The 24,313-nt window shown below is 67.1% G+C and carries 24 protein-coding genes; 20 read left to right on the forward strand and 4 right to left on the reverse strand.

All coding sequences use genetic code 11. The annotated features are described in order from the left end of the window. Positions 1 to 51 precede the first annotated feature (51 nt). On the forward strand, positions 52 to 1,296 hold the full coding sequence (locus tag M2282_RS15290; protein WP_280809639.1) for an acyl-CoA dehydrogenase family protein: 1,245 nt from the start codon (positions 52 to 54) through the stop codon (positions 1,294 to 1,296). A gap of 6 nt (positions 1,297 to 1,302) precedes the next feature. Here M2282_RS15290 and M2282_RS15295 read toward each other — a convergent pair whose 3' ends face one another. Both M2282_RS15295 and M2282_RS15300 read right to left on the reverse strand, forming a co-directional pair. Continuing rightward, positions 1,303 to 3,150, reverse strand: a complete 1,848-nt coding sequence (locus tag M2282_RS15295; protein WP_348541739.1) for a LamG-like jellyroll fold domain-containing protein — start codon at positions 3,148 to 3,150, stop codon at positions 1,303 to 1,305. Between the two features lie 502 nt (positions 3,151 to 3,652). Next, positions 3,653 to 4,204, reverse strand: a complete 552-nt coding sequence (locus M2282_RS15300) for a MarR family winged helix-turn-helix transcriptional regulator (protein WP_280809641.1) — start codon at positions 4,202 to 4,204, stop codon at positions 3,653 to 3,655. 323 nt (positions 4,205 to 4,527) lie between these two features. Here M2282_RS15300 and M2282_RS15305 point away from each other — a divergent pair, with 323 nt between their 5' ends. From M2282_RS15305 to M2282_RS15360, 12 genes are all read left to right on the forward strand, one after another. Then, positions 4,528 to 5,442, forward strand: coding sequence for a LysR family transcriptional regulator (locus M2282_RS15305; RefSeq protein ID WP_280809642.1), 915 nt, complete (start codon positions 4,528 to 4,530; stop codon positions 5,440 to 5,442). 147 nt (positions 5,443 to 5,589) lie between these two features. Further along, the gene (locus M2282_RS15310) at positions 5,590 to 6,096 is read left to right on the forward strand and encodes a type IV pilin protein (RefSeq protein ID WP_280809643.1); all 507 of its coding nucleotides are present in this window, start codon (positions 5,590 to 5,592) and stop codon (positions 6,094 to 6,096) included. 8 nt (positions 6,097 to 6,104) lie between these two features. Then, positions 6,105 to 6,680: a GspH/FimT family pseudopilin gene (locus M2282_RS15315; RefSeq protein ID WP_280809644.1), complete on the forward strand. Its 576-nt coding sequence runs from the start codon at positions 6,105 to 6,107 to the stop codon at positions 6,678 to 6,680. A gap of 56 nt (positions 6,681 to 6,736) precedes the next feature. Then, complete coding sequence (locus M2282_RS15320) at positions 6,737 to 7,099, forward strand: type IV pilus modification PilV family protein (RefSeq protein WP_280810037.1); 363 nt, start codon at positions 6,737 to 6,739, stop codon at positions 7,097 to 7,099. Next, the gene (locus M2282_RS15325) at positions 7,096 to 8,220 is read left to right on the forward strand and encodes a PilW family protein (protein WP_280809645.1); all 1,125 of its coding nucleotides are present in this window, start codon (positions 7,096 to 7,098) and stop codon (positions 8,218 to 8,220) included. Before M2282_RS15320 ends, M2282_RS15325 begins: the two co-directional genes overlap by 4 nt. Beyond that, positions 8,217 to 8,822: a hypothetical protein gene (locus tag M2282_RS15330; protein WP_280809646.1), complete on the forward strand. Its 606-nt coding sequence runs from the start codon at positions 8,217 to 8,219 to the stop codon at positions 8,820 to 8,822. The genes M2282_RS15325 and M2282_RS15330 overlap by 4 nt, the downstream gene beginning before the upstream one ends. A gap of 47 nt (positions 8,823 to 8,869) precedes the next feature. Further along, positions 8,870 to 12,628, forward strand: a complete 3,759-nt coding sequence (locus tag M2282_RS15335; protein ID WP_280809647.1) for a pilus assembly protein — start codon at positions 8,870 to 8,872, stop codon at positions 12,626 to 12,628. A gap of 31 nt (positions 12,629 to 12,659) precedes the next feature. After that, positions 12,660 to 13,385 carry a hypothetical protein gene (locus M2282_RS15340; RefSeq protein WP_280809648.1) on the forward strand — a complete coding sequence of 242 codons (726 nt, stop codon included), beginning with the start codon at positions 12,660 to 12,662 and terminating at the stop codon, positions 13,383 to 13,385. Beyond that, complete coding sequence (locus M2282_RS15345) at positions 13,382 to 13,924, forward strand: GTP-binding protein (protein WP_280809649.1); 543 nt, start codon at positions 13,382 to 13,384, stop codon at positions 13,922 to 13,924. Before M2282_RS15340 ends, M2282_RS15345 begins: the two co-directional genes overlap by 4 nt. After that, complete coding sequence (locus tag M2282_RS15350) at positions 13,921 to 14,316, forward strand: roadblock/LC7 domain-containing protein (protein WP_280809650.1); 396 nt, start codon at positions 13,921 to 13,923, stop codon at positions 14,314 to 14,316. The genes M2282_RS15345 and M2282_RS15350 overlap by 4 nt, the downstream gene beginning before the upstream one ends. 89 nt (positions 14,317 to 14,405) lie before the next feature. Then, positions 14,406 to 14,732 (forward strand): hypothetical protein, encoded by a 327-nt coding sequence (locus M2282_RS15355; RefSeq protein WP_432422909.1) that lies wholly within the window; start codon positions 14,406 to 14,408, stop codon positions 14,730 to 14,732. A gap of 67 nt (positions 14,733 to 14,799) precedes the next feature. Then, entirely contained in the window at positions 14,800 to 15,948 is a 1,149-nt protein-coding gene (locus tag M2282_RS15360; protein ID WP_280809652.1) for an ABC transporter substrate-binding protein, read from the forward strand. 80 nt (positions 15,949 to 16,028) lie between these two features. Here the strand turns inward: M2282_RS15360 and M2282_RS15365 are convergent, their stop codons facing one another. Beyond that, positions 16,029 to 16,700 carry an RraA family protein gene (locus M2282_RS15365; protein ID WP_280809653.1) on the reverse strand — a complete coding sequence of 224 codons (672 nt, stop codon included), beginning with the start codon at positions 16,698 to 16,700 and terminating at the stop codon, positions 16,029 to 16,031. Between the two features lie 37 nt (positions 16,701 to 16,737). Then, positions 16,738 to 17,946 (reverse strand): aspartate transaminase, encoded by a 1,209-nt coding sequence (locus tag M2282_RS15370; protein WP_280809654.1) that lies wholly within the window; start codon positions 17,944 to 17,946, stop codon positions 16,738 to 16,740. A gap of 163 nt (positions 17,947 to 18,109) precedes the next feature. On the opposite strand from M2282_RS15370, the gene nac reads away from it, so the two are divergent. From nac to M2282_RS15405, 7 genes are all read left to right on the forward strand, one after another. Then, positions 18,110 to 19,048 (forward strand): nitrogen assimilation transcriptional regulator NAC, encoded by a 939-nt coding sequence (gene nac, locus M2282_RS15375; protein ID WP_280809655.1) that lies wholly within the window; start codon positions 18,110 to 18,112, stop codon positions 19,046 to 19,048. Positions 19,049 to 19,195: 147 nt separating this feature from the next. Beyond that, the gene (locus tag M2282_RS15380) at positions 19,196 to 19,621 is read left to right on the forward strand and encodes an acetyl-CoA carboxylase biotin carboxyl carrier protein (RefSeq protein WP_280809656.1); all 426 of its coding nucleotides are present in this window, start codon (positions 19,196 to 19,198) and stop codon (positions 19,619 to 19,621) included. 13 nt (positions 19,622 to 19,634) lie between these two features. Then, complete coding sequence (accC, locus tag M2282_RS15385; RefSeq protein WP_280809657.1) at positions 19,635 to 20,987, forward strand: acetyl-CoA carboxylase biotin carboxylase subunit; 1,353 nt, start codon at positions 19,635 to 19,637, stop codon at positions 20,985 to 20,987. Beyond that, entirely contained in the window at positions 20,984 to 21,652 is a 669-nt protein-coding gene (gene pxpB, locus M2282_RS15390) for a 5-oxoprolinase subunit PxpB (RefSeq protein WP_280809658.1), read from the forward strand. The genes accC and pxpB overlap by 4 nt, the downstream gene beginning before the upstream one ends. After that, positions 21,649 to 22,644, forward strand: a complete 996-nt coding sequence (locus M2282_RS15395; RefSeq protein WP_280809659.1) for a biotin-dependent carboxyltransferase family protein — start codon at positions 21,649 to 21,651, stop codon at positions 22,642 to 22,644. Before pxpB ends, M2282_RS15395 begins: the two co-directional genes overlap by 4 nt. Before the next feature lie 347 nt (positions 22,645 to 22,991). Then, the gene (locus M2282_RS15400; protein ID WP_280809660.1) at positions 22,992 to 23,387 is read left to right on the forward strand and encodes an acetyl-CoA carboxylase biotin carboxyl carrier protein; all 396 of its coding nucleotides are present in this window, start codon (positions 22,992 to 22,994) and stop codon (positions 23,385 to 23,387) included. Positions 23,388 to 23,403: 16 nt separating this feature from the next. Further along, positions 23,404 to 24,168, forward strand: a complete 765-nt coding sequence (locus M2282_RS15405) for a LamB/YcsF family protein (protein WP_280809661.1) — start codon at positions 23,404 to 23,406, stop codon at positions 24,166 to 24,168. Positions 24,169 to 24,313: the final 145 nt, after the last annotated feature.

A 24,313-nucleotide genomic window follows, 5' to 3' on the forward strand; every position in this document is an offset into this window, starting at 1 on the left:
CATGGCGCAACCGTTGCCCGACCCATCCATCCCAACCCGGAAGACATCCGCATGGAATTCGCCTACACGCCCAAGGTCCAGGATCTGCGCACCCGCCTGCTCGCCTTCATGGACGCGCACATCTACCCGAACGAGAAGCGCCAGGCCGAGGAGGCGCACCAGTCCTGGCTGAACGCGCAGAAGAGCGGCGGCTTCTACACCGGCTTGCCGCTGCTGGAAGAGCTCAAGGAGAAGGCGCGCGCGGCGGGCCTGTGGAACCTGTTCCTGCCCGAGACCGCACATGGCGCGGGTCTCACGAACCTGGAATACGCGCCGCTGTGCGAGATCATGGGCCGGCGCTACTGGAGCGCCGAGGCGTTCAACTGCAGCGCGCCGGACACGGGCAACACCGAGGTGATCGAGCGCTACGGCTCGGCCGCGCAGAAGGCGCGCTGGCTGCAGCCGCTGCTCGATGGCCAGATCCGCTCCGCATTCGCGATGACCGAACCGGCCGTGGCCTCTTCGGATGCCACCAACATCGCCTGCAGCATCCGGCGCGAGGGCGACGAGTACGTCATCAACGGCCGCAAGTGGTACATCACCGGCGCGATGAACGAGCGCTGCAAGCTCTTCATCCTGATGGGCAAGACCGACCCCGACAACGCCGATCGCCACCGCCAGCAGTCGATGGTCATCGTGCCCGCCGACACGCCCGGCATCACCGTGCTGCGCGACATGGCACTGGTCAATCACTACGACGCGCCCTTCGGACATCCGGAGGTGCTGTTCGAGAACGTGCGCGTGCCGTTGGACAACATCCTTCTGGGCGAGGGCCGCGGCTTCGAGATCGCGCAGGGGCGCCTGGGTCCGGGGCGCATCCACCACTGCATGCGCATGATCGGCATGGCCGAGTCGGCGCTGGAGATGATGTGCGAGCGCGTGGTGTCGCGCGTGGCCTTCGGCAAGCCGCTGGCCGAGCAGGGCGTGTGGCGCGAGCGCATCGCGAAGAGCCGGATGCTGATCGACCAGACGCGCTGGATGGTGCTGCACGCGGCCTGGCGCATGGACACGGTGGGCAACAAGGTGGCGGCCAAGGAGATCGCGATGATCAAGGTGATCGCGCCCAACAACTGCATCCAGGTGATCGACGACGCGATGCAGGCCTTCGGTGCGATGGGCCTGAGCCAGGACACGCTGCTGGTGAACTTCTGGGCCTACGCCCGCCACCTGCGGATGGCCGACGGCCCGGACGAAGTGCACCGCAACGCCATCGCCAAGCACGAACTCGCGGGCTATCGCCCGAAGCAGGTGGCTTGAAGCCCTTCAGATTCCCGCCAGCGCGGCGATTTCCGCCGCGCCGAGTGCGCCGCTGTAGATCCGGAAATCGTCCACGCGCCCCTGCAGATCGGGGTCGTCCGGAAACTGCGAGCGGCCGAGCCGGTTCTGCGTCGTCTCGCCGAGGTCGGCGGGCGTGAGCGTCATCTCTGCGTTGGTGCCGGCGACGATGCCGTCCACGTACAGCGTTCCGAGCGTGCCCGAGAGGGTGACCGCGACATGCACCCAGCGTCCGGTCGGAAGCGCCGCCGGACCGTCGATCACCTGCTCGTTGTAGCCGTGGACCGTGGAGATCGCGTAGCGGACCACGCCCTTTCCGTTGCGCGCCGTGAGCATCATGTAGCGGCGCGTGCCGGAGCCGAAGTCGAACACGCGCGCCCACGTCGCGGCGCTGTCCAGGAAGACCCTCACCGAGACCGTGAAGTCGGCGGCGTTCTTCGCAAGGCCCGTCGGAAGGCTGACGGGCGTGCGCGCGCCGCCATCGGGCTTCCACTGCAGCAGCAACTCGGGCGGCACGGACACCCGCGCTTCGCTGGACGGTGCGCTGTCGCCCGCGGCCGTGGCCGCGACGATCACGTAGTGGTACACGCCGGTCGCGCTGAGCGCGGTGTCGTTGAAGGTGAGCACGTCGGTGATGCCCGATGCGATCACGCTGTAGGGGCCGCCCGCCTGCTCCGCGCGGCGCACCGAGTAGCCCTGCGCGCCGGTGCAGCCCCACCATGACAGCACCACCTGCGTGCCGCGCAGGCGCGCGGTCAACCCGCTGGGCCGCCCGGCCGTCGGCAGCGGATCGCGCGTGAAGGTCAGCGTGCCGAAGCCCAGTTCATCGCCCTTGCCGCCGTCTCCCTCGGGGCGCATCTGGATGGCTTGCAGGGCGGTGTAGGGGGTCGCGATGCCCAGGCGATTGGCGTAGTGGTTGTGCACGCTTTCCCAGATGCCTCGCCGGTGGCCCAGGGCGCCCGTCGACAGCACGGACTGCGTGCCCTGCCGGTTGATGTTGGTGATGTACGGCACCGTGTAGAAGCCGCCATTGCCATTGGGAAGATTGGACTTCGCCACGTACTCGGCGCCGGCCAGGAAGCGGTTGTTCTCGTAGCCGTAGATGTCGTCGCCCTGGTTCCATGCCATCTCGCAGAAGGCGCCCGCAAGGCCGATGCCCAGCGTGCAGTGGCCCTGGTCGCGTCCGCTCTCCTGCCATTGGCCGAGGTAGCCGGGATGCACGTAGTAGACCGCCTGCAGGCCCGCACCGTTGCCCTGGCCTGCCTTGTAGTAGCTGATCGCCTCGTCGTAGATGTCCGGCCGGTCGCAGAGCACGCCAATGGCCAGCATCGAGGCCATGGTGCACTGGTCCCAGTTGGCCCAGTAGTTGGTGATGCCGGTGGCGTTGGTGCCGTTGTGGTCGGTGAGGAAGCTGTGGTTGAGCGGATAGAAGATGTCCAGCATCATGGTCTGGAAGCGCGCGAAATCGGCCGGCGCCCAGCCGTCGTAGGTGCGCATGATCTCGGCCGCGTTCGCGAACTCGTAGCCGTAGATGCCCGCTGCGAGAAAGCGGTCCGCATTGCCCGTGACCTCCTTCAGCGTGGAGGACCACTCGTTCAGGAAGACCACGGCAAGGTCGGCATAGCGCGTGTCCTGCGAGACCTTCCAGCGCAGCGCGAGTTGGTAGGCGCGCGCGACGTCGATGTAGAACTGCGCGAAGTTCTGGCCCGGGACGTCCCCCCGGATCACCGTGGCCAGCGGACGCGGCTTCGCACCGAGCTGCGCGCGGCCGTTGCCTGTCAATGCATTCCAGCCGGCGAGCCACGGTTGTGCCTGGTCCTTGACCTTCTGGCGCATGCGCTCGAAGTCGCTGTCGGTGTGAAGGAGGCCGGGGTGTACGAACTTGCGTGCTTGAGGAGACGGGGCCGGGGAGGGGGCCGGCGCGGGCGCGGGTGCGACGGCAGGTTCGCTGGAGGGATCGGCTGCCCCGGGAGGTGCTGCATCCGCTGCCGCGGTTCCCGCGGCAGTGATGCCGCCGAAGAAGCTGCCGCCTCCACCTCCGCAAGCTGTTGTGCCCAGAGCGGCAAGGCCGATCGCGCCGACGCAAAAAATTCGACGGTCCAGGGTGGTGTTGTTTTCGTTGTCCGATGAATGCATTGCAGAACCGTGTGAGTGAGTCGCGTCCGGTGCCGCAACATGCGTGCCGATCGCGCACACGGATCACGCACGGATCGCTCGCGCAGATCGATAAGGTGAAACGGTGCATGAAGCTTGCTCCGGGCGGCCAGAGCAAGTGGTCATCTGACATTTCGTGGCACATGCGCCATCGAGGCGCCACGAAATGTCAGCTCGCTCGCCCTCAGGCCATGCTGGTATGCCTTGGCCAGTGGTGGCGCGTGCCTCCTGAGCGGCGGTCGGCCTTCTCCGGAACGACCTGCCGCGCGTTCAGCACATTGCCGCGCGATTCGAGGCGGTACAGGCAATCGAGAAAGATCTCGTGATGCTCGGCATCGAGGCCCTTGAGCAGGTCGACGTTGAGATCGGCCATGCGCGGAAACAGATCCTCGAAGAGCTGCCATCCGGCATCGCTCAGTTGCACATGGACTTCGCGGCCGTCGTCTGCGTTCTGGCGCCTCTCGATCAATTGCTTCTCGAAAAGACTGCGCAGGCCGCGCGAGGTGCGCACGCGGTCCAGCTGCAACTGCTCGGCGAGGGCCGAGGGCCTGGTCTCTCCGATCTGCGCGAGCATGCCGATCATTCCCCACTCGCGATGCGTGATGCCGAAGCCTCCTTCGACGATGCGCGTCGCCATGGCCCTGCTGGTGCGCGTGGCACGCCACAGGCGAAAGAGGAGGAGGTCGTCCAGGGCGCGCGGCGCGCGCAATGCGGTCGTGTCGGGAAAGGCTTGCATGTGGATCAAGGCTCGTTGACGAGGCTGCCGGGTAGTTGATTAGGTCAATTGGTCGTTAAGTTTCTATAACCACCGAGAGCGACATGCTGCTGTAACTTGGATCGGACAGCGAGCTTTTTCTACAAAGCACATCGCGTTCCCGGGGATGTCAGCTGCTGTTCAGTGTGTGGATTGAGGGGCGTACCTCAATTCCGCCGCCGGTGGGCATCTGCAATGCATGCAATGCCCCTGATTGGTGCCTTTTGCGATATCAAAAAAGTGTTGGAGACATACCGAAAAAGAAAGCCGGCTCGAACCCGGCGATAACAACAGAAAGATTCCTTGTGCTCGATCTGAATGAAGTAGCGATGTTTGTGCAGGTGGCTCGCAGCGGCAGCTTCGCCGAGGCGGCGCGGCGGTTGAGCGTGCCCTCGGCCACGGTGAGCCGGCGTATCCAGCAACTCGAGGCGCGGCTGGGCACGCGGTTGATGCAGCGCTCGACCCGAAAGCTCACACTGACGAGCGCGGGCGAATCCTTCCACGAGCGATGCGGCCCGGCGGTCGAGGAACTCATCGAGGCCGGCCAGCTGCATGTTGCGGACAACGCCGAGCCCAGTGGCACGGTGCGCGTGGCCGCGCCCACCAGCTTCTTCGATTTCTTCCAGATGGAATGGGTCGAGGCGTTCCTGGCCGAGCATCCGCAGGTGCGGCTGGACTTCGTGCTCAGCGACCAGCTGGTCGACCTGATCGCCGATCGCATCGACATCGCATTTCGTGGCGGTCCCTTGCAGGACTCCTGCTATGTGGCGCGGCGCATCTTCGCCAGCTATGGCGAGCTGATCGCCAGCCCGTCCTATCTGGCAACGCATGGCACGCCCGCCACCCTGGAAGAACTGAGCGAGCACGAGTGCGTGGTGCAGCCCGATGCCAGCGGCAGTGCCACCTGGCGCCTGCAGGATGTGGAGGGCGTGGAGACGGAAGTGCGCGTCAGGGGGCGCTTCAACAGCAATGCACAGGAAGTGCTGCGCAAGGCCGCTTGCGCGGGACTCGGCATCGCCGCCTTGCCCTCGGTCCTGACGGCCTGCGACATCGCCGCCGGCCGGCTGGTGCGGGTGCTGCCCGAATACACGCGGGCCGGCCGTGGCCTGAGCATGGTCTATCCCAGCCGCCAGCAGCGTCCGCTGGCCGTGTCGATGTTCGCCGACATGGCGGTGGAGAAGCTCAGCGAGCAGGATTGGATGCCCTCATCTGGTGCGTAGATGGGCCGGGTGTCATTGCCCTGAAAAATGAGTGGCTTCATTTCATCCATCGATCTAGTCAAAAGCATTCATTGCTGCAAACAATTGTCACATCAGTTTCAATTTGATTCGCGTTGAAACAACATATTTGTGGCAGGGATGGACGGAATGCAAAGACTTTCGAGAACGGCAGGGCGGCGGCATGCGATGGCCGCCGCGGGCTCCAAGGGTGCCGGCTTCACGTTGATCGAAGTGATGATCACCGTGGCCATCGTGGCCATCCTCGCGTCCATCGCGCTTCCCAGCTACCGCGACTACGTGCTGCGCGGCCAGCTCGTCGATGGCACCAACGGCCTGTCGACGATGCGCGCCGACATGGAGCGCTACTACCAGGACAACCGGACCTATGACAAGGTGGGCAGCATCGTTCCGCCCTGTGTCTCCACGACGAGCAGGGCCAACGTTTTCGGCACGTTCCAGTTGTCCTGCGGCACGCCCCCCGGCGACAAGTCGACCACCTATCTGCTGAAGGCCGAAGGAAGCGGACCCACCGACGGATTCACTTTCACGGTGAACCAGCTCGGCATTCAAAGCACCACGGTCAACAACAAGACGGGCTGGACAGGCTGCGACAAGGCCTGGGTGACGCGGCGAGGCCAGTCGTGCCCCGCGTGAAGCGCCGCATGACCCGCGCGGCGGGCTTCACGCTGATCGAGATGATGGTGACCATCGCGCTCATGTGCGTCCTGATGATGCTCGCGATGCCGTCGTTCACCACCTGGGTCGCGAACAACAAGGTGCGCACCGTCAGCGATTCGCTGCAGAACGGCTTGCGCTTCGCACAGTCCGAAGCATTGCGCCGCAGCCGGCCGATGGTCTTCTCGCTCACCAACAGTGCCGCGCCAGACACGAGCCTGACTGCGGTGAGCAACGGCAGCAACTGGTCGATCAACGTGTCGAAGTCCAGCCTCGATGCGAAGAGCGTGTTCGTGCAGTCAGGTGTGCTGGGCGACGTTGCATCCGGTGTCGGCATCACAGGGCCCGCAGCCGTTTGCTTCAACGCCATGGGGCGCCTTGCCTCGAACACCGGCACCGGCGTGAACGGTGCCAGCTGCGACCCTGTTCCGCCTGTCGCTGTCTACAAGATCAATGCGACCAACTCGGACCGCCCGCTGCAGGTGCTCGTCGGATTGGGTGGGCAGGTCCGCATGTGCGATCCGGCCCGCAAGCTGGCGAATTCCCCGGACGGTTGCCCATGAGGAAAAGTCTGCGCAAAACCTACGGTAAGAGGCAGTCTGGCATCGCCTTGCTCGAGGTGCTCGTCTCCATCCTTCTTTTTTCCCTGGGCATCCTCGGGCTGATCGGCCTGCAGGCGCGGGCCATCAGCCTCTCGACCGACGCGCAGGACCGCAACCGCGCCGCCTTGCTGGCCAACGACGTTGCCAGCGCGATGTGGCTCGGCAAATCGGTGGCGGCGGTGGACACGGGCGCGGGTTCGGCCTGGCAGAAGCGCGTGAGCAATGCCGCGGGCGCTGGCCTGCCGAGCGGCTTGCTGACCATCACGCCGGTGACCGGCACCACCAACAGCGCCGAGATCCAGATCACCTGGCGAGCGCCCGATCGTGCGAGCACCGACCAGCAGCCCAGCACGCTCACCACGCGGGTGACCCTCCCATGAAGCAGCGCGGTCTCACACTCATCGAACTGCTCGTGGCGATGGTCATCGGCCTGATCGTGACGCTGGCCGTCACCAGCATCGTGGTGACGGGCGAGACGCACAAGCGCGTCACCACCTCGACCAACGACATGGAGCAGGCCGGTGCGTACGCGGCCTATGTGCTCGACCGCGCGGTGCGCAGCGCCGGCTCGAGCCTGGTCCAGTCCATCCAGCCGACCGACCGGGGCGTGTTCGGCTGCAAGCTCAACGCATCCACCAAGTTGCCGGCCAGCGACTTTCCCGCGCCGTTCAAGAAGGCCTTCCTGTCCAAGGCCGAGTCCGACCTGCGGGTGGCACCGTTGCTCATCGGCAAGAACCAGTCCGACACCGGCTCCGACGTGCTGGTCGTCATGGGCGGCGATGCCGTGGCCGGCGGCGTGCCGCGCGGCTTGACGGACCCTGGGAGCGCCAAGACGCTCGTGATGGACAACACCGTCGGCGTGTCCGTGGGCGACCTCGTGCTGGTCAGTCAGCAGGGCACGACGGACTGCCTGCTCGAGCCGGTTGCCGGCACCACGAGCAAGGCGCTGACCCTCAGCGACAAGGACTACACGGCCGGCAAGACCACCTCGCTGGAGACACTGGCGGCAAGCACCTCGACCTATGTCACGCCGCTGGGCAATCCCTCGAACGGCAATGTGCAGTTCCTGGTTTTCGGCGTGGGCGACAACCGCACGCTGGTCGGCTACGACCTGCTGCAAGGCGCCGGCGGCACCCCGCAGGCGCTCGCCGACAGCGTGGCCGAACTGCATGCGATCTACGGCGTGGACACCAATGGCGACGGCATCCTCGACAGCTGGGCGGACCCCGGCGCGAAGGGCTATGACATCGCGAGCGTCATGCAGACGCCGAAAACGATGCAAACCATCGTCGCGGTGCGCATCGCGCTGGTCATGCGCAGTGCGAGCCAGGAAAAAGAGGCCGTGTCGCCGGCCCAGCTCGAGCTGTTCGGCAACGACTTCCTCGACGCATCGAAGAACCCGATCACACAGACGGTGAAGCTGAGCGACGACGACCGGCGCTACCGCCAGCGGGTCGTCGAATTCACCATCCCGCTGCGCAACATGCTGCTGCTGCCATGAAGTTTCCCAGCGCCTCCTTTTCCTCCTCGCGGGCGCAAGGCCAGCGCGGCGTCGTGCTGCTGCTGTGCCTCATCGTGCTGGTGATCCTGCTGGCCGGCGGTGTCGCGGTGGTGCGTTCGATGAACACATCGCTCACCTCCGCCGGCAACCTGGCCTTCAGGCGCGACCTCGTGAACCAGGGTGAACGTGCCGTGTCCTTCGTGCTGGCCAACAAGATGGCCAGCGGCGGTCCGCTTGCGAACGCGACCAGCGACCTGCCCGGCGAGAACTTCAAGGCAACCAAGCTCGACACCAACACGCAGGGCGTGCCGCTCGCGCTGCTGGACGACAAGACCTTCGACACCGTAGGCAAGGCCGACAAGGACATCGTCGACGCGGCGGCGCAGGTCAGCATCCGCTATGTGATCGATCGCCTCTGCAGCAGCACCGGCCCGGCCACCAGCACCGGGTGCGTGCAGTCGTCCGCGGCCCCGGCCGGCGGCACCGGCGGAAGCGCGCGACCGTTGCCACCCACCGCAACGATCTACCGCCTGAGCCTGCGCGTTACTGGTCCTCGCGACACCCAGGTGTTCATGCAGTCGACGTTCACCAAGCCAGACTAGGAAAGATCCGCATCCCCATGACAAGCGTTTTTCGTCGACCGTCGGCCTTGGCCTCCGTTGCAGGCACGCTCGCGGGCGTGTGCCTGGGCCTGTCGTGCACCGTCGCGGTCGCGGCCACCGCGAAACTGTCGGACCAGCCGGTGTTCGCCTCGTCCGATGTGCCCGGCAATCTCGCGCTGGCGCTGTCGGTGGAATACCCCACCGCGATCAGCGTGGCGAACCTCAACGACTATGCCGATGCCACCGAGTACCTGGGCTATTTCGATCCCCGCAAGTGCTACACCTACCGGTATGTGAAGACGGCCGGCAAGAAGGGCGACGCATCCGAGAGTTACTTTCAGCCGGCAGGCGCGGCCACGGGCACCAGCAAGCACAGCTGCTCTGGCCAGTGGAGCGGGAACTTCATGAACTGGGCCACGATGCAGACCATCGACCCGTTCCGCTGGGCGCTCTCCGGTGGCTACCGCAGCGTCGACACGCTGGACGAGACCATCCTGGAGAAGGCGTGGGGCTCGAACCAGGGCACCTTCCTCAACTTTCCCTTGCGAGGGACCGACCAGCCCACCGGACACAACCTGCCCGGCGCACTGGTGTCCTCCGTCACCCCCTTCAGCAACTGGAGCAACTTCAACTCGAGCATCTGGTCGCGCGGCAATACCATGGTGTTCACCGCGACGGGCGACCCCACCGCCGCCGGGGAAGACCTGCGCAAGCTTGGCGACGCGAACAGTTCGGACAACGCGAAGTCGGTCTACAAGGTCTATGTCCGGGTGAAGGTGTGCGACACCGGCGCCGATGCCGGCGGGGTGGAGGCCAACTGCGTCAAGTACGGCAAGAACTACAAGCCCGAAGGGCTGCTGCAGCAGAACGCCAACAAGATCCGCTACAGCACCTTCTCCTTCCTCAACGCAGGCGGCGAGACGCAGCAGGGCGGCGTGATGCGCGCGCCGATGGGCTTCATCGGCCCGACGTACCCGCAGCCGCTGTCCACCTCGGTGATCGACAACGCCCGTGGCGAGTGGGATGCCACGACCGGCATCATGAATACCAATCCCGACAAGACCTCCGCCGATGCGAGTGGCGTCGCGCAGAGCGGGGTGATGAACTATCTCAACAAGTTCGGTGAGACCGCCCGGAGCTACATGACGAACGACAACGTCAGCGAGCTCTACTACGCCGCCTTGCGGTATTTCGAGAACCTGGACAACGTGCCCGAGTGGACCAACTCGGTGGCAGCCGGCGTGGAGGGCCGGGAGGCCCGGCTCGACGGCTTTCCCGCAGTGACGGGCTGGAAGGACAAGGACCCCATCGCCTACTCGTGCCAGAAGAATTTCATCCTCGGCATCGGCGACGACCACACGCACTACGACTACAACGTGGCAGGAAGCCGCGTCAGCCGGGACCGCCCCATTCCCGACGCTGTCAAGTTGGACACGTTCAACAAGGCAGATGCATGGACGAAGAACGTGCAGACGCTCGAAGGCCTGACGCTGACCCCCTGGTTGAAAAGCAGTACCGGTGCGACCAACTTCATGGCGGGCCTGGCCTACGGCGCGCACGTCAACGACCTGCGGGCGGACCTGGCGGGTTTCCAGAACGTCTCCACCTACTGGATGGACGTCATGGAGTTCCAGCGGGCCGAGGACCGGAATCCCTACTACCTGGCGGCCAAGTACGGCGGCTTCAGCCTGCCCGCGAACTACGACCCGGCCAACACCACCACGCCGCTGACGCAGGAGTGGTGGAACACCGCCGGCGACAGCATCGACATGAACGGCAACCGGCGCCTGCGGCCCGACAACTACTTCCTGGCCGGCAACGCCGGGCAGATGGTGAGCGGCCTGCGCGCCGCATTCACCGACATCGCCAACGCGATCAAGGCCTACAGCACCTCCTTCTCGCTCTCCTCCGCGCAGGCCGCCGCCACCGGAACCGCCTCGTATGCGTCGCAGTACGACACCAAGGGATGGACGGGCGTGGTCACCGCCAGCAGGCTCACCTTCGCCAGCGACGGCACGCCGTCCACCGCGCCGGTCTGGACCTCCAGCACCACGCTCGAAGCCCAACTGGCCAACGGCGGCTGGGACACGGCGCGCCGCATCGCGACATGGGACGGCAGCAAGGGCGTGGCCTTCCGCGCAGGCAGCGTGACCTCGGCACAACTGGCCGCGCTCGCGCCCGCCTACGCCACCACCACCAGCAGCACCGACTACCTCAACTATCTGCGCGGCGACCGCAAGAACGAGGCCACCTCGACGGTGGCCGAAAGCACCCGGGCGCTGCGCAGCCGCGCCCTGCTTCTGGGTGACATCGTCAACGCCAAGGTGACGCCCGTGGGCCCGCCCAGCACCGGCTATTCCGACAAGAGCAACCCGGGCTACGCGGCCTTCAAGACCAAGTGGGCCGCGCGTCCCACCATGGTCTATGTCGGTGCCAACGACGGCATGTTGCATGCGTTCAATGGCACGCTCGACGGCGCCACGGCCGGGACCGAGCAGTTCGCCTATGTGCCGGCCGCCCTGTTCCAGGGGGCGAACGGCACGCCGCAGGTGGATGGGCTCGCACAGCTGGGCAACCCCAAGTACGCCCACCGTTACTACGTGGATGCGACGCCGGTGGTCTACGACATGGACCTGAACAGCGCCGGCGGCGCATTCACCACCGCGAGCAGCGGCAACGGCGCCGACTGGCACAGCCTGCTGATCGGTGGCCTCGGCAAGGGCGGCAGGAGCTACTACGCCATCGACGTGACCGACCCCGCAAGCATGGACAGCGAAGCCGCGGTGGCAGGCAAGGTGAAGTGGGAGTTCACCGACCCCACCATGGGCTACAGCTACGGCGCGCCCACGGTGGCCAAGACCAGGAAGTACGGCTGGGTCGTGATCCTGACCTCGGGCTACGACAACAGCGACGGCAAGGGCCACCTGTACATCGTCAATCCGAGGAACGGTGCGCTGCTCGAGAAGATCGATACGCCCACGTCCTCCAATGGCCTCGCGCAGGCGTCCTCCTTCATCACCGACTTTGCCGACAACACGGCCGATGCCGTCTATGCGGCCGACCTCGATGGACAGCTCTGGCGCTTCGATCTCACAGCCGCCAAGGGCAGCAGCGCGGCCTACCCGGCGCCGACCTTGCTGGCCACGCTGGCCGATTCTTCCGGCAATGCGCAACCCGTCACCACCGCGCCGTTGATCGAGATCAACCCCGTCACGCGCAAGCGCTTCGTGCTGCTCGGAACCGGCAAGCTGCTGGACTCGTCCGATGTGAACTCGAAGGCTGCGCAGTCGTTCTACGCGATTCTCGACGGCACGGGTGGCAGCTTCAATGCAGTCAAGACCCCGATCACGCGCAGCCAACTCATGCAGGTGTCGGACCCGACCACGGGCATCACCTTGTCGAACACCTCGATGGGCTGGTATCTGGAGCTCGGCACCGACAGCACGGTCAGCTGGCGCATGGTCTCCACCCCGTCGGCCTTCAACGGCCTGGTGGCCTTCTCGAGCCTGCTGACCACGGGCGATGCCTGCAGCCCTTCGGGACGCAGCCGGATCTACATCCTCAACTACGGCTCGGGGCAGTCGGTGCTGCTGCCTGCCAGGACGGGCTATGTGGAGTCTCCCACCGCGGTCACGGAGCTGGGATTCGTCGACGTGACCCGGACCAATGGCGCAACCGGAGCAACCACTCGAGACGTCCGTGCCATCGCAGGTGCCAATGGAGGCCCCAAGGATGTGGACTACGACCCGAGCAAGGGCATCTCCCTGCGCCTCCTGAACTGGCGCGAAGTCCCGGCGGTGAACTGATGTGGAACTTGATGCGCAAAGGAGACGAGACATGTCGGTTCTGAGACTCGGGGTCTACAGGTTGCCCGCGCCCGAAGTGGCCGTGATCCGCACCATCGTCCAGCTGTATGCATGCGACCTTTCCTTTCCCTGGACGATGGTCAATGCGCCGCCCTACGACGCATTGCTGGTCGACGAGAGCGCGACGGCGAGCGAGCGCGCCGAGTGCGCCCGCATGTCCGGCGTCGTGCTTGCGCTCACGCGCATGCATTCGGGCAGCGCGCCCCATACGCTGGAGCGGCCGATACGCGCCGACAGGCTGCAGCAATGGCTCAAGAGCACCGAGCGCGCATTGCAGGCCGTGCGTCCCGCGCGGTCGATCCTGGAAGAGCGGGCCGCGCCGAAGGTCGAGGTTTCCGATTCGGTCCGCTTCACGCTGCGCCGCTGGCCCTCGGCCCTGCTGTTGCGCAACGACCCCGACAAGGTGCGCATGGCCAGCCTGCTGGCGCGCCGCACGCTGAGCGCGCTCGAGTTGGCCGAACTGGGCGAGATCCCGCTTCCACGGTGCGTCATGTTCCTGCAGACGCTGCGCTCGGCGGGCATGCTGGAACAGCACGTGGCACCGCCCGCGGCAAGGGCGTATGTGGAATCACCCGCGGCGAGGGCGTATGCGGAATCGCCGCGCGTGCAGAGACCTTCCGCCCCGGCGGGCGGCGAGTTCATGCGCGGCCTCATCGGCGGCATCCGCCGGCGGCTGGGCCTCGGAGCGGCGTCATGAAGGAATACAAGATCCTGTTCACCGGCTCCATGGGCGCCGGCAAGACCACGGCGATCGGATGCGTGAGCGATGTGGCGCCGGTCATGACCGACGTGCGCAACTCCGACGCATCGGTCGACAAGGAGCGCACCACTGTGGGCCTGGACTTCGGCATGCTCACGCTGGACAGCGGGGACCGCGTCCGCATGTACGGCACGCCCGGGCAGGCGCGCTTCGAGTTCCTCTGGAAGATTCTCGTGCGCAACGCGCTGGGCGTGATCGTCCTGACCGACAACTCGCGCCCCGATCCTCTGGCCGACCTGGCCGTCTACATGACCGGCTTTGCCGAGGCGCTTCGCACGATGCCGTGCGTCATCGGCGTGGGGCGGCTCCAGGCGCATCCGGTGCCAAGCCTGGACGACTACGCGGAAGCGCTCGCCGAGACCGGCCGGGTGCATCCGATCCTCGAAGTGGACGTGCGAAACAGGAACGACGTGGTCCTGCTGATCGACACGCTGCTGGTGCAACTCGAAGCTGATTGTGGGAGAGAGAGCAAATGATTGATCGACACGGCCTGTCCCGTACCGCAGCCGCGCACGCGCAGCGCGAGGCACGCAAGCTGATCGACGACCTGGACGGCGTGACGGCCGCGGTGATCGCGACCATCGACGGCTTCAACGTGGCCTCCGCGGTCATCGGCGATGCGGACCCCGTCCGCGTCGCGGCGATGGCCAGCTCCATCGTGGCCATTGCCAGCGTCGTCTCGGAAGAGGCGCACCTGGGCCGCCACAAGAGCGTGATCGTGCAGACGGAGTCGGGCTTCGCGGTTTTCTGCAGCGTGCCGCGGCGCGACGTCGAACTCGTCATCAATGTGCTCGCCCGCGACACGGCCGTGCTGGCGCTGGTTGCCTACAGGGCCGCGCAGCTGGCCAAGACCCTCACCGACGCATGACCCACCGAGCGGCAAGGCCGCATTTTCTTGAACCCTTTTTTTCACTGGAGAACAACTTGGCAACCATCAAACAGACCCTCGACGAAATCATGACCATCGACGGCGCCATGTGCGCGGCCGTGGTCGACTCGGCCAGCGGCATGATCCTCGGCTCGGTAGGCTCGGGCGTTGACATCGAGATCGCCGCGGCCGGCAACACCGAGGTCGTGCGCGCAAAGCTCAAGACCATGCGGTCCCTCGGGCTGAACGACGTGATCGAGGACATGCTGATCACGCTGGGCAAGCACTACCACATCATCCGCCCCTCGGCCTCCAAGGAAGGCGTGTTCATCTACGTCGTGCTGGACAAGGCACGCGCCAACCTCGCGCTGGGCCGTCGCAAGACGCAGGACGCGGACAAGCAGATGAATTTCTGAGGCCGGCGGCCTTCGATCTCATCCAGCCAACGGATCCACACATGCCCGAAAAGAATCGAACCTACCGATGCCGAACCTGAACAGGCGTTCCCTGCTGGCGTCCTGCGCCGCTGCCGCCTGCTCGCTTGTCGCGTTGCCCTCCCTTGCCAGGGACAAGGCCGCCGACGAGCCGATCGTGATCGGGCAGTCCGCGCCTTTCAGCGGCCCGTCCGCGCAACTGGGCAACGACTTCAACCTTGGCGCGCGCATCTACTTCCAGCAGGTCAACGAGAACGGCGGCGTCAATGGCCGCAAGATCGAACTGCGCGTCAAGGACGATGCTTACGATCCGGCCGTTACCGCCAGGAACACCACCGAGTTCCTGGAGCAGGACCAGGTGCTGGCGCTGATCGGCTATGTCGGCACCTCGACCACGCTGGCGGCGCTGCCCATCGTCACGGCCGCGCAGGTGCCGTTCTTCGCGCCGGTGACAGGGGCGAGCGCACTGCGCGAGCCTCTCAACCGCCATGTCTTCAACCTCAGGGCGAGCTACCTCGACGAGGCCGACTACATCCTCGATCAACTGGCGGTCACGGGCACCCGGAGCGTTGCAGTCTTCCACCAGAACGACGCCTATGGCAAGGCCGGGCTCGATGCCGTGCAGAAGGCCAAGGCCAAGCGAAGCCTGCAGGTGATCGCGACGGCGCCGGTGGAGCGGCACAGCACCGACGTGGTCGGTGCCAGCAAGACGCTGCTGGCGGCCAAGCCTGACGCCGTCATCCTGATCAGCTCCTACACGTCGAGTGCGGCGCTGGTCAAGGAGATGAAGAAGGACGGCTACACCGGGCGGTTCGTCAGCGTTTCTTTCGTCGGCGGCAAGGCGCTGGCGGACGAGCTGGGCAGCAACGGCCCGGGCGTGATGGTCGCCGAAGTGGTGCCTTTCCCCTGGAGCAAGGCCTCGCCCATCCAGAACGAATATGCCCAGGCCATGCAGAAGGCCGGCGTGCCGGGCATGAGCTTCGGCTCCATGGAGGGGTTCCTCGCGGCGAAGACCCTGGTCGAGGGACTGCGCCGGGCCGGGCGCGATCTCACGCGCGCCAGGCTGGTGACCGCGCTGGAGACGATGCGCAACTGGGATGCGGGCGGCTTCGTGGTCTCCTTCACGCCCGAGAACCACAACGGCTCACGGTTCGTCGAGATGACGATGATCGGCGCGGGCGGCCACTTCGTTCATTGAGGCCGGCGCGGCCTGCCCCTGCAGGCCGCATGTCGATCGCCGCGCATCGGCCATGGCGGCCCGATGCGCAGCCGACAGTCTCAGTTGGCGCAGCGCGCCTCGAGCGCGTCGATGAAGGCGCGGTCCCAGCGGCCTTCCTTCATCGCACGGATGGTCTCCGCTTCCGTCTCCAGGTGCGCCCGCGCCTTCTCGATCAAAAGCGCGGCCTCGTCCGGCGCGAAGGCCATCAGTCCGTCCTGGTCGCCGACCACGATGTCGCCCGGATTGACCACCATGCCGCCGACCGACACCGGCACGTTGATCTCGCCGGGGCCGTCCTTGTAGGGGCCGCGATGGGTCACGCCGCGTGCATAGACCGGAAACTCGCGCGCGCTGACCTCGGCCACGTCGCGGATCGCGCCATCGACCACGACGCCCAGGATGCCGATGTGCGCGGCGTAGAACGACAGGATGCCGCCGACCACCGCGTTGTTGAGGTCGCCGCCCGCATCGATCACCAGCACGTCGCCGGGCCGGCAGAACTCCAGGGCGCGCAGGTAGGTGAGGTTGTCGCCCCCGCGCGAGCGCGCGGTGACGGCGGTGCCCGCCATGGTCCGGGCGACCGGGCGATGGTAGGGATGCAGGCCGGTGCTGCCGATGTTGCGATGCATGTTGTCGCTCAGCGCTGCGACGGGAAGCTCCCGCAGCGCGGCGAGGATCTCGGGGGCTGCCGGTGCGGCAGACGGGTTCTTGCGGATGGCTTTGTAGGGCACGGGCGTTGTCCTCGTGGATTGTTGGGTAGCGAGCGCTTCAGCGCAGGGCAGCCACGGCCCGCGCGATGCGCGCGCAGCCTTCTTCCAGCGTCTCGATGGCGGTGGCAATGGAAAGACGGAAGTAGGGCGAGAGACCGTACGCGGTGCCTGCGACCACGGCCACGCCCTCGGTTTCGAGCAGGTACATCACCACGTCGCCGTCTTCGGCGAGGCGCTTGCCCTCGGGCGTGGTCTTGCCGATCAGGCCGCCGCAGTCGATGTACAGGTAGAACGCGCCGGGCGGCGTCGCGCAACTCAGTCCAGGGATCGCGTTGACCAGCGCCAGCGTGCGGTCGCGCCGCTGCTTGTAGACGGCCACGCTCTCGGCCACGAAGCCCTGGTCGCCGTTCAGCGCCGCGGCCGCGGCCGCCTGGCTCACCGAGCAGCAGTTGCCGGTGGACTGCGACAGCAGCGTGTCCAGCGCCTTGACAAGGTCGACCGGTCCGGCCGCATAGCCGATGCGCCAACCCGTCATCGCATAGGTCTTGGAGACGCCGTTCACCACCAGCGTGCGTTCGCGCAGCGCGGGTGCGGCCGCGAGGATGTGCGGCGTAGCCTCGCCATCGAAGCGGATGTGCTCGTAGATGTCGTCGGTCATCACCAGCACATGCGGATGGCGCAGCAGCACCTCGGCCAGCGCGCTGTACTCGGCGGCCGTGTAGCTCGCGCCGGTCGGGTTGCTCGGCGAGTTGATCAGCAGCCAGCGCGTGCGCCGCGTGATGGCTGCCTCCAGCTGCGCGGGCGTCAGCTTGAAGCCGTTGGCTTCGGGGCAGGCCACGGTGACCGGCGTGCCCTCGCAGGCCAGCACCATGTCGGGGTACGACACCCAGTAGGGCGCGGGAACGATCACCTCGTCGCCCGGCTCCAGCGTGATCGCGAAGGCGTTGTAGATCGCGCTCTTGGCGCCGCTGGTGGCGATGATCTCGTTCATCGCGTAGCGCAGGCCGTTCTCGCGTTCCAGCTTGGCGACGATGGCCTGGCGCAGCTCCACCGTGCCGGCCATCAGCGTGTAGCGCGTCGCGCCTTTCTCGATGGCGGCGGCGGCGGCCTGCCGGATGTGGGGCGGCGTGTCGAAGTCGGGCTCGCCCACCACGAGGTTCACGATCGACCTGCCCTGGCGGCGCAGTTCGTTGGCACGGTCGGCGGCCGAGGTGCTGGGCGAGGGCTTGATGCGCCGCACGCGGGCGGCAATGCGGGAGGGGGTCACATGTCTTCCTGGGTTGGAGATGGCATGGACCGAACGGTACGCACAACGCCCCGGCGAGGCCAAGACGAGATTGCACTGGTCGTATAGGCAGAGCTTATGGTGAGCCCTGATGGCTGCTGCGCGGGGGCGGTGCTAGGCTCGGCTTTTGCTTCGGGGAGAAGGCGTGAACCTGCGACGCCTCAAATATTTCGTGAAGATCGTGGACATCGGCAGCCTCACGCAGGCGGCCGAGGTTCTTTTCATCGCCCAGCCCGCGCTGAGCCAGCAACTGGCCACGCTCGAGGGCGAGGTGCGCCAGCAGCTGCTCGTGCGCACCAAGCGCGGCGTCACGCCGACCGAGGCCGGCAAGGTGCTGTACCGGCATGCGCAGATCATCCTGCGCCAGTGCGAGCAGGCGCGCGTGGACATGGAAGCGGCCGGCGAAGGCCTCTCGGGCCAGGTGTCGGTGGGCCTTGCGCCCGGCACCGCGGCCTCGGCGCTCTCGCTGCCGCTGCTGCGCACCGTGCGTGCGCGCCACCCCGGCATCCTGCTCTACCTGAACGAGAACTACGGCACCACGCTGAGCGAACTCATCATGAACGGCCGCATGGACCTGGCCGTGCTCTATGGCGACAAGGCCATCCATGGCCTGAGCTTCCAGCCGCTGCTCAAGGAGCCGCTGTTCCTGGTCGGGCCGGCCGCCATGCCGGTGCCGGCACAGCCGGTGAAGCTGGCCGACCTGCGCGACATCGAGCTCTTTCTTCCGCGCCCCTACAACGTGGTGCGCAAGCTGGTCGATGCGGCTTTCGTGCGCGCGGGCATGGTGCCGCGCGTGGTGGCCGAGATCGAATCGGCCTTCACGCTGACCGCGGCCATCGCCGACGGGCTGGGTGCCACCATCCTGCCGGCGTCGATGGCGCGCGAGGTGGTGGCGTCCTGCGGTGCCTGGCAGTTCCAGATCGTCGATCCGGTCATCGAGGCGCCGCTGGCGCTGTGCCAGTCAGACCACCTGCCGCTTTCGGAGCCCGCGCAGGCGGTCAAGAGCATCCTGCTGGAGCTCGTGGTCGACCTGGCCGGCACCTTCGCGGCAACGCCCGAGCCCGGCTTGGCCGCGCTGTCCTGAACCTTCCGTCATAAGCCGGCCTTATCCCGGCACAGTCATTCCGTCTTGGGCTTTGTGCCCGCGGCCCGTTACCTTTCATGCCTGCCGTTATGCGTTCGCGGAACGCATCGGTCACCAAGGATGTTCTGTCGCCACAGACAGCCCGGCATGAAGCAGGAACAGATCAAGACGCTCATCGACGCACTCGCCGCATCGGACCTCGCGGAACTGGAATACAGCGAAGACGGCAGCACGCTGCGGCTGGTGAAGCAGTCGGCGTTGTCGACTGCGCCCGCAGTGCGAAGCCCGGCGGTCGTGCGAAGGGCGTCTGCGGCATCCGCACAACCGGCATCGACCGTCGCAGCCGAATGCCTCGCACCGCTCTACGGCGTGGTGCACCTGCAGCCCGCACCGGGCGAGCCGCCCTTCGTGCAGCCGGGGCAGGCCGTCGAGGCCGGCCAGATGCTCTGCGTGATCGAGGCCATGAAGATGTTCAACGAAGTCCGCGCCGACACCGCCGCCACCGTGCAGGCCGTGCTCGTGCAGTCGGGCCAGGAAGTGGACGCGGGACAGCCGCTGTTCCGCTTCGGCTGAAGACGGCAGAGCGATGTTCGATACCGTCCTCATCGCCAACCGCGGCGAAATTGCCTTGCGCATCCTGCGCGCCTGCCGGGGCCTGGGCCTGAAGACCGTGGTCGCGCATTCCGAAGCCGACCGCGAGGCCAGCTACGTCGCGCAGGCCGACCAGGCGCTGTGCATCGGGCCTTCGGCGCCGGGGCAGAGCTACCTGAACCAGTCCGCGATCCTGTTCGCCGCCGAAGTCAGCGGCGCGCAGGCGATCCACCCGGGCTACGGCTTCCTGTCGGAGAACGCGGGCTTCGCGGCGCGTGTCGAAGAAGCGGGGCTCGTCTTCATCGGCCCCAGTGCCGCCTGCATCCGCACCATGGGCGACAAGGTCTCGGCCAAGCGCGCGATGCGCAAGGCCGGCGTGCCCTGCGTGCCGGGGCCCGACGAGGCGCTGCCCGAAGACCCGGCAGCCATCCAGGCCCTCGCCCGCGAGATCGGCTACCCGGTGATCGTCAAGGCCGCGGGCGGCGGCGGCGGGCGCGGCATGCGCGTGGTGCACGACGAAGCGGCGCTGCTCGATGCCATGGCGCTGACGCGCGAGGAAGCGCGCCAGGCCTTCGGCAACCCCGAGGTCTACATCGAGAAATTTTTGCTGCATCCGCGCCATGTCGAGATCCAGGTGCTGGCCGACAGCCACGGCAACGCCGTGTGGCTCGGCAGCCGCGACTGCTCGCTGCAGCGCCGCCACCAGAAGGTGATCGAGGAGGCGCCGGCCCCTGGCATCGACGATGCGCTGATGGCCGAGGTGGGCGAGCGTTGCGCGGCCGCCTGCCGGCAGATCGGCTATTGCGGCGTCGGCACCTTCGAGTTTCTCTACGAGAAGGGCGCCTTCTATTTCATCGAGATGAACACCCGCCTGCAGGTCGAACACCCGGTGACCGAGATGACCGCCGGCATCGACATCGTGCAGCAGCAGTTGCGCATGGCGCGCGGTGAGCGGCTTGGGCTGTCGCAGCGCGAGGTGCGCTGCCAGGGCCACGCGATCGAATGCCGCATCAACGCGGAGAACCCCGATACCTTCGCGCCCGCACCCGGGCGCATCACCCGCTGGCAGGTGCCCGGCGGCTTCGGCGTACGTGTCGATTCGCATGCCAACGCTGGCTACCGCGTGCCGCCTTACTACGACTCCATGATCGCCAAGCTGATCGTGCACGGCAGCACGCGCGCCGACGCGCTCGACCGCATGCGCCTGGCGCTCGCCGAGATGCGCATCGACGGCATCGCGACCAACGTGCCGCTGCACCGCGAACTGCTGTGCGACGAAGGCTTTGCCGTCGGCGGCGTGGACATCCATCACCTCGAACGCTGGCTGCAGCAACGGAGCGCGGCGTGAACACACAACGGCCATCGATCAGCCTGCTGGGCACGACCGCGCTGCTCCTGGAAGCGCCCGGCGAGATGAACCTCGGCGCGCAGCAACGCATCTGGGCGCTGGCGCGCGAGGCGCAGACCTGGCCCGAGATCCGCGAAGCCGTGCCGGGCATGAACAACCTGATGCTGACCTTCGCGCGCCCGCCGCGCGGCCCGGGCGCGCTCGAGGCCCTGGAGGCGCGCCTGTGCGATGCGTGGGATGCCGCCGTCGCGCAGCCGCGGGAAGGTCGCATCGTCGAGCTGCCCGTGGTCTACGGCGGCGGAGGCGGCCCGCACATGGCCGACGTGGTGGCGCACACGGGCCTGAACATCGACGAGATCGTCGAACTGCACAGCGCCCCGCTCTACCCGGTGTATGCGCTGGGCAGCCACCCCGGCTACTGCTACCTGGGCGGCATGGACGCGCGCATCGCCACGCCGCGCCGCAAGGTGCCGGTGCTCAGCATTCCGGGCGGCGCGGTGTCCATCGGCGGCGCGCAGACCGGCGTGTCGGCCTCGGCCGGTCCTAGCGGCTGGAACACCATCGGCAGCACGGCCATGTCCTTCTTCGATCCGGCACAGGACCCGCCTGCGATGCTGCAGCCGGGCGACATGATCCGTTTTCGCGTGGAGGGCATCGTCCGATGATCGAAGTGCTTTCATCGGCCGCCCTCGCCACCGTGCAGGACCTGGGCCGCACCGGCAGCCTGCGCTGGGGCGTAGGCACCTCGGGCGCCATGGACAACCTGGCGCTCGCGGCCGGCAACCTGCTGCTGGGCAATGCGCTCGGCGCGGCGGCGATCGAAGTGCCGGTGTTTCCCTTCAAGGTGCGCTTCGACGAGGACTGCGCGTTCGCGCTGACCGGCGCCGACTGCGCGGCCCGGCTGGACGAGCAACCGTTGCTCCCGTGGTGGGTTCACCAGGCACGGGCCGGACAAGTGCTGACGCTAGGCCTGCCGCAAGGCGGCGCCCACCGCGGCAGCCGCGCCATGCTGTGCGTGGCCGGCGGCGTCGATGTGCCCGAGGTGCTGGGCTCGCGCAGCACGCAGTTGCGTGGCGCCTTCGGCGGCCACGAAGGTCGCGCGCTGCGGCGGGGCGACGTGTTGCGCGCCGCAGGTGCGGGCCAGGCCTGCCGCACCGGTTTCGGCCTGGTGCCGCCCGCGCTCGCACTGCCGCTGGAGCGCGATGGCGTGGCCGCAGTGCGCGTGTTGCCCGCAGCCGAATACATGGGCTTCGAGCCGGCATCGCGCGACGCCTTCTGGGCCGGCGAATGGAAGATCACCTCCCAGAGCGACCGCTACGGCTACCGCCTCGAAGGTGAGGCGCTGCGCCCCATCGCACCGATGGAACTGCGCTCGCACGGCATCGTGCCGGGCGTGATCCAGGTGCCGCACAGCGGCCAGCCGATCATCCAGATGCGCGATGCCCAGCCCTCGGGCGGCTACCCCAAGTTCGGCACGGTGATCGAGGCCGACATGTGGCGGCTCGGCCAGGCGCCCATCGGCAGCCGCATGCGCTTCATCGAGACCAACTGGGACGAGGCTGTGGCCGCGCTTGACGAAGTGCGGGCCTGGCTCGACAAGGTGGCGCGGATGGTGGAACTGCATCGAGGTGCGCCTGTTTTCGTGGCGAGGCACTAGGATGAAAAGCTGCTCTTGTGTTCGTCGAGCTGTCGTGTTGGACGGTCGCTGTTCAGGGCGCGATCCCGCCGACGGGGTACCTTGCTCCGCGAATGTCCCCCGCCTTCGGCTCCTCCTTGATTTCGCTGCGCAAGGCACCCCATCGTCGTGCTCGTCACGCGCAGCGGTCGTCGATCGGCTGCGCACCAGCAGCGTGTCCGAGTGCACAGGGCATCGGGTGCTCCCCGCAGCGAAATCAAGGAGGAGGCCGAAGGCCGGGGGACATTCGCGGAGGGGAGTACCCGGTGGCCTGTGCACCCGCCCTGGACAACTGCGCCCCGAACACCAGCACCGGGAAAGAACCTGACATGCAGGACATCACCCTGCGCATCCCGCAACTGTCCGCCTGGCTGGCCGGCACCGACATCGGCCTGCTAGAACTGAACACGCCGCAAGGCACGCTGCGCCTCGGCCGGCGCGGCGACGACATCGTGGAACTGCCCGTCGAGCTGAGAGAAGCCGAGACCCTGCCAATCCGCGCCCCTTCGCTCGGCGTCTTCCTGCACAGCCATCCGCTGGCCGCCACGCCGCTGGTGCGCATCGGTGACCGCGTGGAAGCCGGCCAGACCGTGGGCCTGCTGAAGATAGGCCCGCTGCTGCTGCCGGTGACCGCGCCGCAGTCCGGCATCGTCGACGGTATTCACGCAGCCGACGGCGTGGCGGTCGGCTACGGCACGCCGCTGGTCGAACTGCATCTCCTCTGACGAGCAAGGACACTCCATGGACATCGACCTGAACGCAGACCTCGGCGAAGGCTTCGGCCCCTGGCGCATGGGCGAGGACGAGGCGCTGCTGGACATCGTCTCCTCCGCCAACGTGGCATGCGGGTTCCACGCGGGCGATCCGGTCATCATGGACCGCACCGTGCGCATGGCGCGCCAACGCGGCGTCGACGTGGGAGCGCATGTGGGCTTTCCCGACCTGCTCGGGTTCGGCCGCCGGCCGATGCAGATCGAGACGAAGGAGCTCGTCGCCTATGTGCTTTATCAGTTGAGTGCACTGGAAGGCATGGCGCGCACCGCCGGCCACCGCATGACGCACATGAGCTTCCATGGTGCGCTCGGCAACATGGCCGCGGCCGACGCCGCATTCGCCGAGCCGCTGGCGCGTGCGGTGGCGGACTTCGATCCCACGCTCACCATCAGCTCCTCCGCCAGCCGCGCCATCGAAGACGCCGCCGCGCGCTGCGGCCTGCGCGTGCGCACCACCTTCCTGGCCGACCGCGCCTGCGACGACGACGGCCTGCTGGTGCCGCGCAAGCTGCCCGGCGCGGTCATCCACGAGCGCGATGCGGTGCTCGCGCGCGTGCGCCAGCTGCTGGAAGACGGCACCGTCACCAGCAGCACCGGCAGGAAGATCCCGATGCGCGTGCATTCGATCCTGCTGCACGGCGACACGCCCGGCGCCGTGGACCTGGCCCGCGCCGTGCGTGGCGTGGTCGAGCAGGCGGGGCGCATCGTGCCCATCTCCAGGCAATCGACCTGATGCGGCCCGCATAAGGGCACGAACATGGTGCTTACCCTTACCCATATGCACGGATCGCGGGCGACATAAGGGCGCCTTATCGCTCCACAGCCAATCCGTCTTGGCGCAGCGAGGGGGCGCTCGCTACAGTGAATCAACGCAGCGA

The sequence above is a fragment of the Variovorax boronicumulans genome (genome assembly GCF_029892485.1).
Classification (GTDB): Bacteria; Pseudomonadota; Gammaproteobacteria; order Burkholderiales; family Burkholderiaceae_C; genus Variovorax; species Variovorax boronicumulans_B.

Bases quoted from the DNA above. Each gene is read 5' to 3' on its own strand.
- M2282_RS15400 (WP_280809660.1), top strand. From the start codon at position 22,992: ATGCAGGACATCACCCTGCGCATCCCGCAACTGTCCGCCTGGCTGGCC.
- M2282_RS15310 (WP_280809643.1), top strand. From the start codon at position 5,590: ATGCAAAGACTTTCGAGAACGGCAGGGCGGCGGCATGCGATGGCCGCC.
- M2282_RS15360 (WP_280809652.1), top strand. From the start codon at position 14,800: ATGCCGAACCTGAACAGGCGTTCCCTGCTGGCGTCCTGCGCCGCTGCC.
- M2282_RS15395 (WP_280809659.1), top strand. From the start codon at position 21,649: ATGATCGAAGTGCTTTCATCGGCCGCCCTCGCCACCGTGCAGGACCTG.
- M2282_RS15355 (WP_432422909.1), top strand. From the start codon at position 14,406: ATGACCATCGACGGCGCCATGTGCGCGGCCGTGGTCGACTCGGCCAGC.
- accC (WP_280809657.1), top strand. From the start codon at position 19,635: ATGTTCGATACCGTCCTCATCGCCAACCGCGGCGAAATTGCCTTGCGC.
- M2282_RS15300 (WP_280809641.1), bottom strand. From the start codon at position 4,204: ATGCAAGCCTTTCCCGACACGACCGCATTGCGCGCGCCGCGCGCCCTG.
- M2282_RS15325 (WP_280809645.1), top strand. From the start codon at position 7,096: ATGAAGCAGCGCGGTCTCACACTCATCGAACTGCTCGTGGCGATGGTC.
- M2282_RS15290 (WP_280809639.1), top strand. From the start codon at position 52: ATGGAATTCGCCTACACGCCCAAGGTCCAGGATCTGCGCACCCGCCTG.
- M2282_RS15330 (WP_280809646.1), top strand. From the start codon at position 8,217: ATGAAGTTTCCCAGCGCCTCCTTTTCCTCCTCGCGGGCGCAAGGCCAG.
- M2282_RS15345 (WP_280809649.1), top strand. From the start codon at position 13,382: ATGAAGGAATACAAGATCCTGTTCACCGGCTCCATGGGCGCCGGCAAG.
- M2282_RS15405 (WP_280809661.1), top strand. From the start codon at position 23,404: ATGGACATCGACCTGAACGCAGACCTCGGCGAAGGCTTCGGCCCCTGG.
- M2282_RS15340 (WP_280809648.1), top strand. From the start codon at position 12,660: ATGTCGGTTCTGAGACTCGGGGTCTACAGGTTGCCCGCGCCCGAAGTG.
- M2282_RS15380 (WP_280809656.1), top strand. From the start codon at position 19,196: ATGAAGCAGGAACAGATCAAGACGCTCATCGACGCACTCGCCGCATCG.
- M2282_RS15350 (WP_280809650.1), top strand. From the start codon at position 13,921: ATGATTGATCGACACGGCCTGTCCCGTACCGCAGCCGCGCACGCGCAG.
- M2282_RS15315 (WP_280809644.1), top strand. From the start codon at position 6,105: ATGACCCGCGCGGCGGGCTTCACGCTGATCGAGATGATGGTGACCATC.
- M2282_RS15295 (WP_348541739.1), bottom strand. From the start codon at position 3,150: ATGCGCCAGAAGGTCAAGGACCAGGCACAACCGTGGCTCGCCGGCTGG.